Source organism: Ignavibacteriota bacterium (genome assembly GCA_019637995.1).
Classification (GTDB): domain Bacteria; phylum Bacteroidota; class Ignavibacteria; order Kapaibacteriales; family UBA2268; genus JANJTB01.
In genome coordinates this window covers 1,108,209-1,123,911 of record JAHBUQ010000002.1, presented here as the reverse complement: position 1 = coordinate 1,123,911, position 15,703 = coordinate 1,108,209, and the positions used below count along the sequence as shown (strand labels likewise).

Genomic DNA, 15,703 nt, shown 5'->3' with positions numbered 1-15,703 from the left:
ACTATGAAAAATATTTTACTCTTTGCTTTTATACTAATTAATATAAACCAATTATCAGCCCAAGATTACCACTTGGGTTCTGTTACTGTAAAGTTCAAGCCAGAGTCTAACCACTGGAAATTACTGAGAGATAACAATTTGGATAAATTGATTGAATTAGATTCATATCTCGGAAATCATAAAATAAGTAGTTATATTAACCCTGCAATAATTTCAAATCTCAATAAATCCGGCAAAGATGTAAATAATTTATTGTCTTCCAAGAAAATAAATTCATTAGAAAGAATTTTTGTTATTGATTATGAAAAAAATATTGACCCACTTATTCTCTCGCGTAAATTGAAATCGTTTGATTTCATAGAATATGCCGAGCCGCGATATATTCATAAAATTTTTGATGAAGGCATTCCGAATGATTCACTTTTTGACAAGCTTTATCATATGGAAACTTGCAATATAATTGAAGCATGGCAACATATTGATACAGCCGGCAAGATTGTAAAAATTGCTGTCGTTGATACTGGTGTTGATTACCTTCATGAGGATTTAGAAGGAACTATATATATAAATCCCGGTGAAGACGGACTTGACGAGAATGGTAATGATAAACGAACAAATGGTATTGATGACGACGGAAACGGCTTCATTGACGACTATATGGGTTGGGATTTTGGAGCAGATAATATTGAAGCAGGATTCGATAATGACCCTATGCCTGGTCATCCTCACGGTACTCATGTTGCCGGAATAATTGCAGCAGTAAAAAATAACGAGATTGGTATAGCAGGAATAGGATTGAATACAAAGATTATTCCTGTAAAAATTGGGTACGACTCACCGAATTCAAGGAGTTTGACAAATTCTTATGATGGATTATTATATGCCGCTATAGCCGGCTCTGACATAATTAACTGCTCATGGGGAAGCGGTGGATACTCTCAGGCAGAACAAGAAGTAGTTGATGCGGTTAATGAATTAGGTTCTCTAATTGTTGCTGCTGCAGGAAATAATGGAGCTGAAATTGCTTTTTATCCAGCCTCTTATGACGGCGTCATTTCAGTTGCTGCAATAGACGCTTTAGACTTCCGTTCAAGTTTTACAAACTACTTCTCGACTGTTGATATCTCGGCTCCCGGAGTGGATGTGATGTCAACAATACCTGTAAATGAATATGTTGCCTGGAGTGGTACGTCTATGGCTTCACCTGTTGTAGCCGGAATTGCAGGTTTAGTGAAAATGAATTATCCGAAATACAGCAATCTGCAAATCGGGGAACATTTGAAAGCGACAGCACAGAATATTGATGCTATAAATCCCGGCTACTCAGGTTTGCTTGGAACCGGAAAAGTTGATGCTCTGAGAGCTGCAACAGAGGAATATCCTGTATCAATTACATTGGAAAATTACAAGATTATTGAAGAGATCTCTGATGGCATAATCGAAAATGGGGAGCGTATTGATATAAAAATCGAACTTTTCAATGCACTCAATCCGGTGAGCGATGTAAGAGTATTTGCTTTAAGTACAGCATATTATCAACCTCAATTTATAAATGATGAACTATCAGCAGGAAACTTTGCTGAACTCGAAAGTAAAATAGTGGACGGCACTATTTCATTACGTGTTTCAAATGCTGCTGAACTTAATTCTACTTTGCCAATAACAATCAGGATAATTGATGGCGACGGCAGAATGTTTACAAGTACAATAACGATTTTAATAAATCCAAGCTGGCGTACTATGAGGCATAATAATATTGCACTTACCTTTACAAGTCAGGGCAATATCGCTTATGATGATTTCCCCAATAATAACCGAGGTGACGGTTTCTCCTATAATGAGAGCTCAAATTTGTTATTTGAAGGGGCGTTGATGATTGCTTACTCTCATGATATTCTTGCAAATGTGGCAAGAGGTTCCTCGGGTTCAGCAAAAAATCGAGATTTTCTGATTGATAAACCTATAATAAGTGAAATTAAATCAATACCAAATCATGAATATACTTATACTGAGTTTAATTCGCGTGAGGATTCTTTAATCTCTCCCGTAAAAGTAAAGCAGCGAGGTTATCAGTTCTCCGACGAGGGAAAGGATGATATTATTTTTGCTGTATATGATATAATAAACACATCCGATAAATATCAGGATTCGGTATATGTCGGACTTTATCTCGACTGGGATATTGGTCCCGGTGGCAGCAATAATAAAGCTATATGGCATAATATCGGAAATTTTGCTTACCAAAAAAACATTGTTGATGAAAATCTGCCGGTTGCAGCAGTCCAGTTGATGACCAACCAAAGAGTAAATTTCTTTGCTATTGATAATGACGGTGAAACTGAAGAAAATCCGGGTGTTTATGACGGATTTACAAAAGAAGAAAAGTGGCGTATGCTATCAGGAAGAATCGGTCGCGACTCATCAAATTCTACAGATGCATCTATGGTTTTTGGCGCTGGACCTCTCAGACTCAGAGCTGGCGATACTTCGAGAGTTGCTTTTGCTTTCTTCAGTGGAAATAGTTTGGACGATGTTATTGTTACAAAGTTTCTGCATTTACAAAATGCTTATGATTTAATTGAACCAAAAGATGATTTCGCAACAAACCCTCAAAAAAATGATATTAATTTGTTATTTCCAAATCCGGCGAGCAGAGATGTCACAATTGAGTTAGCTATTTCGGACAAAAGTCATGGTACACTTACATTGTGGGATATGAATGGAAAGTTGATAGATGAAATTTTAAGTTTCGACTTAAGTAATTATGAAGATTACAGAGGAATTTACAGAATAAAATATAATCTTGACAAGCTTTCACAAGGACAGTATATTCTAAGATTCTTAAATAGTTGGAATGAATCTGTTGAAATATTGAATGTTATCAAATGATAAATTGAAAATAAAAAATTGCCGAATTGCAGAATAATTTTAAAAATAATATCAGTTACTTGTAAAATTTACTTATTTTTGAACTTTACAATTTATTAACAATTTTATTTGAAGGTATTCTATGAAGCAACTTATACTATCTTTAATTATGCTTGCACTTGTATTGCAATCATGTTCTGAATCAACAAACTCTTCAAATTCCGGTACTCCGGCAGCTGACAATAATATTTTACCGCTGAAAGTCGGAAATGAATGGCACTATCAGGATATCTTAATAGCAGATAATGAGACAATTACCGGAGAAAGTCGCAATGTAGTTACCCGTATTCAGGATGTTGAAATTGAAAATAAACTTTACAAAGCATTTGCAATAGTTGAATACAACACTAACAATGAAGCGGTATATCAAAAATTCATAAGCAGAACATCAGTAGGAATTTATAATTTTGCTAGCGAAAATGACCCGTTTAATTTGAAATATCGCAACCTGACAATAAAATATCCGTCCTGGACGAACGAAAGATGGGATGCTATTAACCATAATTTTACAAATCTCTCTCATAGATTTTCGCATGATACTTGCAGTGTGATATGTCTTGGTACAAAAGAAGATATAAAAGTGCCTGCTGGTGATTTCAGATGCTCAAAATATCAGTATGAATTTAAAAATAATTCAAAGATTATTGAATGGTGGGCTGTTGGTGCCGGACTTGTCCGTTATGAATATTATGACGACAAAGGCGAAATTATTCGAAAAAGAGAATTGAAAAGATTAATTATAGAATAATCCTTTTAAAATTACAACACAATGCAGAACGAAAGAGGATTATGGACATCCAAAACTGGGTTTATTCTCGCAGCCGCCGGCTCGGCAGTTGGACTTGGCAATATTTGGAGATTCCCATACATAGTAGGTGAAAACGGTGGCGGTGCTTTTGTATTAATTTATTTAATATTTGTATTGCTTTTGGGATTGCCCTATCTTATGGCAGAATTTTCACTTGGCAGAGCATTTCAACTTAATCCGGTAGGTGCAATAAATAAGGTAAAACCAAATTCCATTTGGCGGTTCAGCGGTTATATAGGTATAGCAACAAGTATAGGAATTTTGTCATTTTATGGTGTTATTGCCGGCTGGACTTTCGGATATATTTTTAAATCGTTTGGCGATCCGATAACTAATGGCACAGAAAGCTTTACTTCCTTTATCAATAATCCGATATACGAGATTGGACTATTTGCATTTTTCATTTTTCTGACTGCTTTGATTGTATATAAAGGTGTGGAAGCCGGTATTGAGAAATGGTCTAAAATTCTGATGCCTTTTTTGCTTGTAATAATGATTTTTCTTATCATTTATGCAAATATGCTTCCCGGTGCTTCACAGGGTTTGGAATTTTATCTGGTTCCGGATTTTAGCAAAATTTCACTCAAAACAATACTTGCTGCACTCGGACAAGCATTCTTTTCGCTTAGTTTGGGGCTTGGACTTATGGTAACATTTGGCAGTTATTTGCCAAAATCAACTGATATATTTTCAGCATCATTATATATTGTTTTATTTGATGCGTTAATTGCAATTCTGGGCGGTCTGATAGTGTTCCCTGCTCTTTTTGCAATGGGAGAAAATCCTGCATCAGGTCCTGCTCTTGTATTTATAGTATTTCCTCAACTATTTTCGCAAATGGCGGGTGGAATGTATATTGGTGCTTTATTTTTCGTTTTGCTCTCAATAGCCGCTCTTACTTCGACGGTCTCACTGCTTGAAGTGCCGGTATCTTTTATTGTGGATGAAAAGAAAAGCAATCGGAAGAGTATGGTATGGAAAGCATCATTTGTCGTGTTCATAATTGGTCTTCCCTCAGCACTTTCTCAGGGTACAGTTACTTTTTTTTCGGACTTCGGTTTATTTCCGTCAAGTCTTGCCTCGCCTGATTTTCTGAGTCAAATGAGCTTTTTATTCGGTGATTTTATGCTGACATTCGGGGCGCTGACGCTTTGCATTTTCATTGGCTGGGTTTGGGGTGCTAAGAATGCTTCTTCGGAATTGTCTTTAGGAAGCAGGTTTTTCAGTAAGTTTTCAGGTATTTGGGTTATTTTAATAAAATATATTATTCCTATAATAGTTTTAATAATTTTGTTGGGCATTTTCAAAATCAGCGATATGGTTGAATAATTTTTTTTGGTGGAATCGTGAAAAATATTTTAATTAATTCTTTAGTAATATTAATATTGTTTGTAACTTTATCAAATTCACAAACAATAGACAAAGAACTTTTGCCGGAGCTTATCTCACCGAGTAACGCAGGGACTGAATTTCAGTTCAGCTTTATTCCAATATATTTTGATGAAAATGATAATTATAACACAGTGAGAATTTATTTATCTTCATCAGTGAATTGTAGTGTAAGGATAAATGTTCCGCAATCATTTATAGATACCACTTTGGAAGTTAAAGCCAATCGCGTTTCCGAATATTCACTCCATCCTAAGCTTGTAATTCCTTATTCAAGGGAAATGGATGATTTTCTTCAAATACCTGAACGTGTAGTAAATCGAAGAGCAATGAAAATAACATCAGATTCTCCTATAATTGTTTATGCTTTAGTACGACTGAAGAATTACTCTGAGGGATTTATTGTACTGCCCAAGAATTTCTGGGGCAGAGAGTACAATATATCAACATATAATGATTTTAGGAATAATACCAATACATTTGCTCCATCAACGGCTGTTATAGTAGGAGGATATGATAATACAAGAGTAACATTCCGATTAGGTGGCAACGATAAAACACGCATAATGCTGTCGAATATGAAGGACTCACTTGTTACTGGAGAAAGCTATGTAATGAATTTAAATGAAGGTGATATTTGGGTTATACCTGCTGTTGGAAATACAAATGACCTTACAGGCAGTACTATAAGAGCTAACAGACCGGTATCGGTAGTGACAGGTAATTACTGCGCCAATGTACCTATGAATATTTCTCCTTGTGGTCATTTAATCGAACAGGAACTTCCCGTTACTTCTTTTTCATACAGATATTTTGTAACCCCCATTATTGGCAGAAAACGTGGTTCTTATGTGAAAGTAAGTGCTCACGCTCCCAATACTGATGTTATGCTGAATGGCAGTAAACAAGGGACAATTGCCGAAAATTACGGTAAGGAAGGAGAGGGATTCTTATCATTTAGAGTCAATAATGACAATAAACCGGCTGTAATTTCATCCGACAAGCGCATAAATGTAGTGCAGTTTAACTATGGCAAGCAAGATGATGAAGATGACGGAATTCCATTCAAAACTCAAGTATTATCAAGTGAACATTTCTCGAAACTTATTAAGTTTAATCTTCCTGCACTTAAAATATCTAAATTTTTCGTTAAAAATTATGCTAATATCATATTCAAACCTGATTCAGAAGGCAATATCCCGATTGATATGACGCTAACCGAGTTTGATGCAAACGGAAATCGCAAGGTTAAAACAGTTCGCGAACTTGCCAAAAATCCTTCAGTTGAGTTTCCTGACCCTGAAACCGATGGCAGTCGCTATCACTTTCTGACAATCGAGCTTCCTCAGAGCGGTAATTTTTTGCTAAAATCTTCTGAACCTGCAGGAGTAATGATATATGGAAATACACTAAAAGAAGCTTATGGCTATCCTGCCGGAATAAGAATGGTCAACAATGACAGACCTAATGATACTCTTGCGCCTTCAGTTAATTTTACTCCTTATGCAAATGGCGAATATGCGGGAGAAATAATTGATATGCCTACTCAATCAAATGTAAGAAGCAACCTTGCTATGGTTCACCTTATTGGTGATTCATCATATAATTATCGCCTGAATTTCAATAGTTTTACACCGGGAGTTGATAATTCTACTACATTCGATATACGCCCTATTAGCATTACTGAACCTGCTCAGGCATATCTGAGAGTAGTTGATTTTTCAGGTAATGATACAATATTAAGATTCTATTATACCAATGTTCCGGAACTGCCTGTTATAAAATTAGCTGAATTTGCTGAAACAAAATTATGCCCTGATAATGACTATAAAATCAATTTCAATGTAACTCAGGCAGAGATGCAAAATACTAACAGGTTCAGACTAAGATTAGGAAAAGTTGTGCCGGATAAACCGGGTTTTCCACTTGCCATTGCCGAAGTTCAAGGAGCTTCCCCGAGAGAAATCAACTTCAAATTACCAATAAACCTTTCAACCGGTGATGATTACTTTTTGTATATCGAAAGTACAGTACCACCCATCATAAGCGATACGATAGAAAATATTTCAATCTACGAAATGCCTGATTTGTCCATAAGTGGTATAAGAAAAGCTTTCTCGGGTAATGAGTACATTTATGTTACTCAGAAAAGGAATGTCATTTACAAATGGACTGCTGTTAATGGAAATATCACAGGTGCAGATGATTCTGATACTGTAAGAATCAACTGGTCAGATTACCGTAGTGGGAAAGTTGTTCTTACTTATACATCCGAGGACGGATGTTCAATTGTCAGAGAAATTCAGGTTGATATTACCCCGGAAAATAACAACAAAATCGAAGGTTTGGACTTGGTTTGCAAAACTGATGAGGTGTTTTACAATTCCGTAGAAACAACCGGTACTTTTCAGTGGTCTGTTTCAGGTGGTACTATAATCGGAAATAGTGAACTTCCACTTATAAAAATCAAATGGAATGACGTTGGCGAAAGGTTAATTAAATTGCGTCATACCACTATGGATGGCTATATTAAAGATATGTCAATGACTGTCACAGTTGCCGACATACCGGACAAGCCAACAATCACACGTAACCTATCAATATTAACATCAAGCTCTCCAAATGGCAACCAGTGGTATTTTAACGGAGAAATTATTGCAGGAGCGAGAGCAAGGACATTCGATGCAGCAAGCAATGAAGGAATTTATACCGTCAGAGTCACAATATCGGGCTGCACAAGTGAATTATCAGATGAATATGATTACAAAATTGCGTCAGTATTATTGGGTGATAATGATTTGGATTTTGAAATTTATCCAAATCCTGCAGGAGATTATGTTACAGTTCAACTAAATAACAAATTCCTTAAGTATTTTGCTGCAACTGAAAAAGTGAAAATCTTAGATATTCTTGGAATAGAAGTAATATCCGTCTCGTCTGCCTTGCAGTCACAACTAAACGAGAACGGTTTAATAATTGATGTCTCTCAACTTCCGGCAGGCATTTATTTTATACATATTGGAAATAAAATAGTCAAATTTGCGAAGATGTAAAAAAGCATAATCAAACAGCCGTTTGATTATGCTTTATAATTTTTATATTTAAGAATTAGTTATTCCATAAAAAGATTGCCTCTTTTTTTATTTTCGACACTAAAATGTCTGTAAGAAGAATCTGTTGCAATGCGTCCGCGGGCAGTTCTCTGAATAAACCCTTGCTGCAGAAGAAACGGCTCATAGACTTCTTCTATTGTGCCCGGGTCTTCACCGATTGAAGCAGCTATTGTAGTAAGTCCGACAGGTCCACCTGAAAATTTTTCGATTATTGTCAGCAAAATTCTTTTATCCATATCGTCAAGACCGAATTCATCCACTTCGAGCGATTCAAGTGCATACTTTGAAATATCCAAATCAATTATTCCGTTTCCTTTGACCTGAGCAAAATCCCTTGTTCTTCGCAGAAGACGATTAGCAATTCTCGGAGTTCCTCTTGCACGGGATGCTAATTCCCAAGCTGCATCTTCCATGATTTTTACTTTGAGAATTCCGGCAGATCGCAGAACTACCAGCATCAAATCGCGTGCTTCGTAATAATCAAGCCTTGAGACAACACCAAACCTGCTTAGTAGTGGTGCTGTAATAAGTCCTGCACGTGTTGTAGCTCCCACAAGTGTAAATTTGGGTATGCTTATTTGGATTGACCTTGCTGATGGTCCGGAGTCAATCAAAATATCGAGAGTGTAATCTTCCATAGCAGAATAGAGATATTCTTCCACAACATTGTTAAGTCTGTGGATTTCGTCTATGAAAAGTACGTCACCCTCTTGCAAATTGGTTAGAAGTCCGGCAAGGTCGCCCGGTTTTTCGAGTACCGGTCCGGATGTTATTTTGAGATTAGCACCCATTTCTTTTGCTATAATGTGACTGAGTGTAGTTTTACCAAGACCGGGAGGACCTGTAAGAAGAACATGATCTAATGGTTCTTCTCTTTTGACAGCAGCCTCAATGAAAATTTTGAGATTATCAACTATTTTTTTTTGTCCGACAAATTCTTCAAAATCAAGAGGTCTCAGAGAACTCTCAAGTTCGTCCCCTGTAGTTTTTTCGGATTCAGTATTATCACTTCTTTTTGACATTAAAATTCCAATTATGTGCTGAAAATTACACAAATGTATAAATATTAACACAGAAAAATTATAAAAATATTTTTTGGTTTATAAATATGTGTAAAAATACTAAAAATATTTTTTTTATTAGCGTTAGTATTATTATATTTATTTTCGTAGAGATGTATAAACTATTTTTTTTATTCAAAATATTGAGTGATTATAAACGGAGGATTTTTTCAGAATAAAAAATCTAATTATTATCTTGTCGAATTGTATTATAATTGGAAAATTATCAATTATATTGTTATTATCTTGATTTTTTTTCTTAATTTTGTAAGATTAGAAAAGTACTGTTTTCTAATAATGTTTTTGTTTTTGCATAATTGTCTAAAATTGAGTTTTTCCAAAAACGTCAATTGTTAATTAAAGACATTTAAATCAAATAAGTTAAAGTATTTTGAAAATATAGAAAGAATTTTATAAATTGTGTGTCGAGTCTTTAATTTCGGCACGATTTTTAAAGTTAAATAATATTATTATGATGAAATTAAATAATTTAAGTTTTATGTATATTGGAGGTTTGTAGTGAAAACAAACAGATTACTAAAGAATTTACTGATTCTTGGGTTCATACTGATAGCGACTACCGGAGTTTACGGTCAGATGATTCAGAGCTCGATTATCAGAGAAGACGTAGAGATATGGACGCCACTTCAAAATCCTACCGAGTCAGCTACCGGTAACGATTTCAGGATGTATATCCCTATGCAGTTCCCATTTTTGTATGATGGGAATAATGTTTCATACATCTATGCTTATGAGAATGGTTTTATAACCGTAAATAGTGTTAGAGACGCCGGTGGAAACAGTCTTCCGGCTTTTCCTAATACAACCAATGTGATATCATGGTACAATCGTGATTTGTTTACAACCGGGTCTTTGTCCTACAAATTCGAAGGAACAGCTCCTTACAGAGTTTTAACTGTTCAGCATTTAGGAGCGAGACTCTTAAATGATTTCAGCGGTAATACCTTCGATGCTCAAATTAAATTTTACGAAACAACGAATGAAGTTAAAATTATATATAATACCGTAACAGGTTTTGGATTTTCAGAACTTGACGGATATTTATATTTCATTGGTGCAGCCACAAATCGTTATATCAATATTGCACCAAATGCACCTACATTACCTTCAACTTTTTACTATGGTCACATAAACCCAAATCCACAGCCACATTTAAGAGCTGATGTAAGGAAATATTTTTATCGTGGTCGCTCATTTACTTTGACATCAACTCCACGTTTGTCGGGTGTTAATCCACCAAGCAATGCTGTACTTGCATCAGGCAGAGTATATTCAGGCGATGACAGACCTTTTGTAAGAGTAAGCCGTACAGCAAGCAACAAAGATGTTGTTGTTCGTTATTCAATCACTGGTCCAATTGGTCAGCCTGGCAGTCAGGTAATCTATACTGCAATCAATGCTCCTGATTTAACAGCATCAGAAAGAGTAATACCTAACCCCCAACCCGTTGGTTCAGGCATCAGAGTACTTATGCCTCATGCCAAAGGTCCTGCAGGAAGACTTTCCGACGGAGCTTTAGACTTAACTAATCAGGACAATTTCCCAAGTGGTGAATACAGAGTTGATGCTTATCTTGAATATCTTGATGGTACAGCTTATTCACACTACCAATCTTCGACATTTACAATCGCTTTCCCAAGCGATATAGCTATTTTAGATATTCAGGAGCCGATTTTCAATCCGGGTTCTATTTATCAATTCTCAAGTGCCGGAGTTCCGATTAAAATTTTAGTAAAGAATCAGGGTGCAGACCCTCTTACATTTGTAAGAGCTATTGCTACTATTCGCAATGCTAATGGAAGTGTTGCCGGAACAGTAACTGATACTTTCAATCTTGAAAATGACCCATTGTTATTTGGTGAAGAACGCGAACTTACATTCTCACAACTTTGGAAAGCAAGTGCTGTTGGTGTATATGACATTTCTGTTGAAGTTCAGATGCGTACTCCTTCATCAGACAAATTCTTATCAAATAACGTTTTCCCAAGAGAAGGCGGCGACAAGAAATTCTTTGAAGTAGCATATCAGATTGAAGCTGAAGCGCTAACGATGCTCAATCCATCCACTGTTTATCAGAATCGCCCTGTCAGGCTTGCAGCACGATTCCGTAATAACGGTGTATCAGATATTTCCAATACAGTTGCAAGATTTGTTATTACTTATAACGGAATTGAAGTTTACAATCAGTTCGCTGATTTAAAAGACTTACCAAGCGGTCTTGTTCGTACAACTGACCTTGTTTGGGAAATTCCATTTATACCGACAAACTTAGGCTCACATCAGGTTCAAATTACAGTATTTGCTGATAATGATGAAGTACCCTTGAACAATACCCTAAATTTAACAATTAATGTTGTTGAAGGTCTTGCCGGAACATATTCAATTACAAAAGACGGCGGTCAGTTCACAACAATCAACGACGCTGTGAATGCTCTCTACCAGAGAGGCGTAGCCGGTCCTGTTACTTTCTTGCTGAAAGACCCTGTATATGTTGAAGGTAATCCTTCTCTCAACAGACCAACAATTGACTTCAGCTCAACTATAGTAGGTCTTGACAAGCCGGGCAATACAGTAACATTTACTGTTGACCCTCAGTTTGCAACAAGAGGTAGTGTTCAGATTAATCTTTACTCTTCAACCGGTATTGGTGTTTATTTTGGTCAGTCGAGCTTCCCCGCAAATACATTTGCTCCGGTTCTTGATGTCAATACAGCACTAATTTCCAAATATTCAAACGCTCCAAAGAACATCATTTTTGATGGCGGCAGCAAGAAATCTCTTGTATTTACAATCGGCACTAATAATCCATTCCGTGCTGTGTTCTACTTAGGTGATGGTGCTTCAAATATTCAAATCAAAAACTTATTGATTGAAGATGGTATTCTTCAGGCACTTAGCACTGATTGCCACCTTCCACTCAGTTCATTTAATTCATTCCTGAACAGATTTGAATTTGACAATGATGCAACTGCAGCCGGTACTTATTCTGCGGGTGTTGTATTAAGAAGCCGTCCACCGAGAGACCCTGCATTTGGTTCAAATCCTTTCAGACTTGATACTCTTGCCAACAGTCACAACTTAATTTATGGTAATGAAATCCAGAAATTCGGTTACGGTATTGTATCGCTTGGTATTGGTCAGTTACTTGATTTCAACAAATCTGCTTATGTGAAATATTATAATCATCATAATATGTTCAATAACAACATTATTCATAATGTTGCTAAAGCTGCTATTTTCCTTGGATATGAAATGAATACCGAAGTTTTCGGAAATAGAATATATAATGTTCAGGGCGTCTGCGGAACTTATACTGCAGGTATAGCTGCCGGTGGAGAAGCACGCGGTAATAAAGCCGGATACAACAATATCGGATTATATATTTCATCAAATGAAATTAGCAATATTCGCGGTACACAAAATCTATTCGGTATTAGTCTTGTTCAGGCAAGAAATGATTATTTCAATCTTGAAGAAGCTTTCTCATTCCCTGATGAAGACGATAATGCACGCATTATCAATAACATGATTTGGGGATTTGAAACATTCAGCAATGATGCAAATGTAAATGCTATCATGCTTTCTACTGAACGTAAAGATGGTTACAACTGGAATACAATGACATTCGAGCCAAAATTCACAGATTATTATTCAGTCGGTGATGTAATAACCAATAATACAATTATTCTTGGTAATGACGGTGCTGTTAATAATGGTACTGTAATCGGTGTTTCATTGTTTAATACAAACAATACAACATTTGTAAATAATGCTATTGAAATTAATGACCCTCAAATTGCTGTAAATAATCCTGTAACTTCTGCTGTATTCTATTATGGTTTACATTCAAACATAGGCGGATTTGAGTCAAATCGTAACGCTTATTGGGTTGAGTCAGCAAATTCTGCAATTTACAGATTTATCGAAACTGACCAAATGGGTAGAGTCGTTGAATTTGGTCACAAGACTGAGTTTGCTACTTTAAGCCAATGGCAAAACTGGACTCAGCAAGACTGGAATTCAGTTTATGGAAACTTCTCAAGAGATTTTGAACTAATTGGAATTTCACCTTTCAAATTGAGAATTAAGTCAAATCCATATCCTATGGGTTCAGTTCTTAATAACCGAGGTATGAAAGTTGAAGGTAACGATGTTGATATTGACGGCAAACTTCGTGGTGAAGCCGGTGAAAAATATGACATTGGTGCTGTTGAATTCCGTGGCAGAACATTTGGTCGCGATGGTGAAGCAGTTGCATTCCTTACTCCGGGTGCATATAAAGCTACTCCTCCATTACAATTCAGCGATGCTGAATATGTAATGACTACTGCACCTGTTGGTATTAAAACCATTATCAGAAATAACGGACAACTTCCTGTTGCATTCCAGAATGCTACATTGAGAATTTTCCGTCAATCACCGAGCGGTACATTCGTTCAGGAAGGTGCTACAATTACAATGCCTATGAACGATCTTCTGTTCTCAGAAGATGTTGTTGTTGACTTCCTTACTGATGACGGTATAAATAATCCGCCAACTAATTTGGAATTCTTCCCGCAGACTTATGGTGATTTAAGAAATCAGAATTACAACGTTCCTGAGCAGTTCAAGACTATGGAAGCTAACGTAACGCCGCTTTACAGACTTGAAGTATCTCTTCAGGATGACGAGTTTAATGCGAATAATAAGATTGAAAAAATCATAAGATTCTTCATTCGCAAGAGTCCTGTTCAATTATTGGTTTCAGCTGAAAACATTAAAACTACTGCAATTAATTCATCTGACCCAATAGATATTATTGCAGGAAATCTTAATCTTGACAGCTTAAAAGCATCATTCTTCAGACTTGGATGGCAAATTAATCTTGACCTTGAAGAACCAAGAATTGACGTTGATATCTTTGACAGAAGAAAATGGGAACCACGCTCAATCAACTACCCTATCTACCGCACTTTATTCTGGGTTGACGGGCATGATGTTGATGGTGATGGTCTTGCTAAAAGAGTTACAAGATATGACCGTGACCAACTTCAAGGGTTCTTGTCAGCCGGTACGATTGCTCATAAGAAAAATCTACTTGTAGGTAGCCAGGAAATCGTAAGAAATGAAACTCCTCATTTTCCTGATTTCCTTCGTAATGTACTTTCAGCAAGAATCGGAAGTCCTGAAAATCCGATGAATGTCGGTGGAAGTTATGATGGTAAATATGTAACCGGTGTAATAATCGGCAGAGATAACGAATTTATGGTTCGCACAACTGATTTCTTTGGTGATGATGTACCTAAAGTTGCTGCTAACAGAATAGACAACCCCGGAATGGGTAATACTAAGATTGGTATGAGATATAAAAATCATATCAATGACATACCTGGTGGTAATCAGGTTGCTGATATTAACAGAATTGCTGTTCTTACTACATCTTCAGTTAATTATAACGTAATATTTGCCGGAATTGACTGGAGACATTGGGCTAATCTTGATGGCATTATTCGTGGCTTCTTTGATGACCTTGAATATAACCTTGGCAATGTTCTTCCTATTGAACTTCTTAGCTTTGATGCTAAAGCAGTTGGAAAACGTGTTGATCTTAATTGGGTAACTGCAAGCGAAGAAAATGCTTCAAAATTCGTTGTTGAAAGAAGTGATGTCAGCGAATCCGGCAAAAACTTCATTTCTGTTGATGAGGTTGCTGCAGTTGGAAATAGCAATATCACTAACTATTACGGTCCAGTAATTGATACTAAAGTTGAAATGGGTAAATCATACATATACAGACTGAAAATGCTTGACAGAGACGGTAGTTTCGAATACAGTGATGAAAGACTTGTAACACTTACAAGTATAAATGGTACAATTTCACTTGATGAAGTTAAGCCTAATCCTGCTCGTGATATATCTACTGTTTCATTCAGCATCGGTAATGATATGGATGTTACTGTTTCATTATTTGATATCAATGGTAAAGAAATTCAGGTTATTTCACGCGGTATGCTTAATGCCGGTGTTCATAACTTTGATATCAATCTTTCACAGATTCCTTCAGGCTCTTATACTGTAGTTCTGAAGAGTGGTGATGTTCTTTTAAATTCAAAACTTAATGTTGTTAAGTAATTAACTTAAGCTCGTGATATTCGAAAGGCTGTCTTTTCTAAAGGCAGCCTTTTTTTATGAGCTATTCCTAATTATTCAGCAAGATTAAGGAATTACTTTAGGATTTGTTCGTTGAATTATCTGCAGCGATTTTAACACCACCAGTTCGATATTGTCATTCATATCATGTTCTTTGAGCGTAAATAATTGCTTATTTGCTTCAGCGTTACTCATTGTGTGGCATTGGTTTGTAAATGTAATCCTTATGGCGATTCTTACTAAATTTTTTACCG

Annotated in this window: 6 protein-coding genes; 5 read left to right on the top strand and 1 reads right to left on the bottom strand. The window is 36.2% G+C overall.

Annotation, left to right across the window (positions count from 1 at the left end; all coding sequences use genetic code 11):
• Positions 1-3 precede the first annotated feature (3 nt).
• From KF896_10740 to KF896_10725, 4 genes are all read left to right on the top strand, one after another.
• Entirely contained in the window at positions 4-2,889 is a 2,886-nt protein-coding gene (locus KF896_10740) for a S8 family serine peptidase (protein MBX3044182.1), read from the top strand.
• A gap of 121 nt (positions 2,890-3,010) precedes the next feature.
• Positions 3,011-3,676, top strand: coding sequence for a hypothetical protein (locus tag KF896_10735; GenBank protein MBX3044181.1), 666 nt, complete (start codon positions 3,011-3,013; stop codon positions 3,674-3,676).
• Positions 3,677-3,697: 21 nt separating this feature from the next.
• The gene (locus KF896_10730) at positions 3,698-5,065 is read left to right on the top strand and encodes a sodium-dependent transporter (protein MBX3044180.1); all 1,368 of its coding nucleotides are present in this window, start codon (positions 3,698-3,700) and stop codon (positions 5,063-5,065) included.
• A 17-nt stretch (positions 5,066-5,082) separates the two neighbouring features.
• Positions 5,083-8,178: a T9SS type A sorting domain-containing protein gene (locus tag KF896_10725; protein ID MBX3044179.1), complete on the top strand. Its 3,096-nt coding sequence runs from the start codon at positions 5,083-5,085 to the stop codon at positions 8,176-8,178.
• A gap of 59 nt (positions 8,179-8,237) precedes the next feature.
• On the opposite strand, the gene ruvB is transcribed toward KF896_10725, so the two are convergent.
• A complete protein-coding gene (gene ruvB, locus KF896_10720) occupies positions 8,238-9,260 on the bottom strand; it encodes a Holliday junction branch migration DNA helicase RuvB (GenBank protein MBX3044178.1) in 1,023 nt (340 codons plus the stop codon).
• 558 nt (positions 9,261-9,818) lie between these two features.
• On the opposite strand from ruvB, the gene KF896_10715 reads away from it, so the two are divergent.
• The gene (locus KF896_10715; protein MBX3044177.1) at positions 9,819-15,431 is read left to right on the top strand and encodes a T9SS type A sorting domain-containing protein; all 5,613 of its coding nucleotides are present in this window, start codon (positions 9,819-9,821) and stop codon (positions 15,429-15,431) included.
• Positions 15,432-15,703 lie beyond the last annotated feature (272 nt).

What these genes read in the sequence shown, in the direction of transcription:
- KF896_10740 (MBX3044182.1), top strand. Translation starts at nt 4, where the DNA reads ATGAAAAATATTTTACTCTTTGCTTTTATACTAATTAATATAAACCAA.
- KF896_10735 (MBX3044181.1), top strand. Translation starts at nt 3,011, where the DNA reads ATGAAGCAACTTATACTATCTTTAATTATGCTTGCACTTGTATTGCAA.
- KF896_10730 (MBX3044180.1), top strand. Translation starts at nt 3,698, where the DNA reads ATGCAGAACGAAAGAGGATTATGGACATCCAAAACTGGGTTTATTCTC.
- ruvB (MBX3044178.1), bottom strand. Translation starts at nt 9,260, where the DNA reads ATGTCAAAAAGAAGTGATAATACTGAATCCGAAAAAACTACAGGGGAC.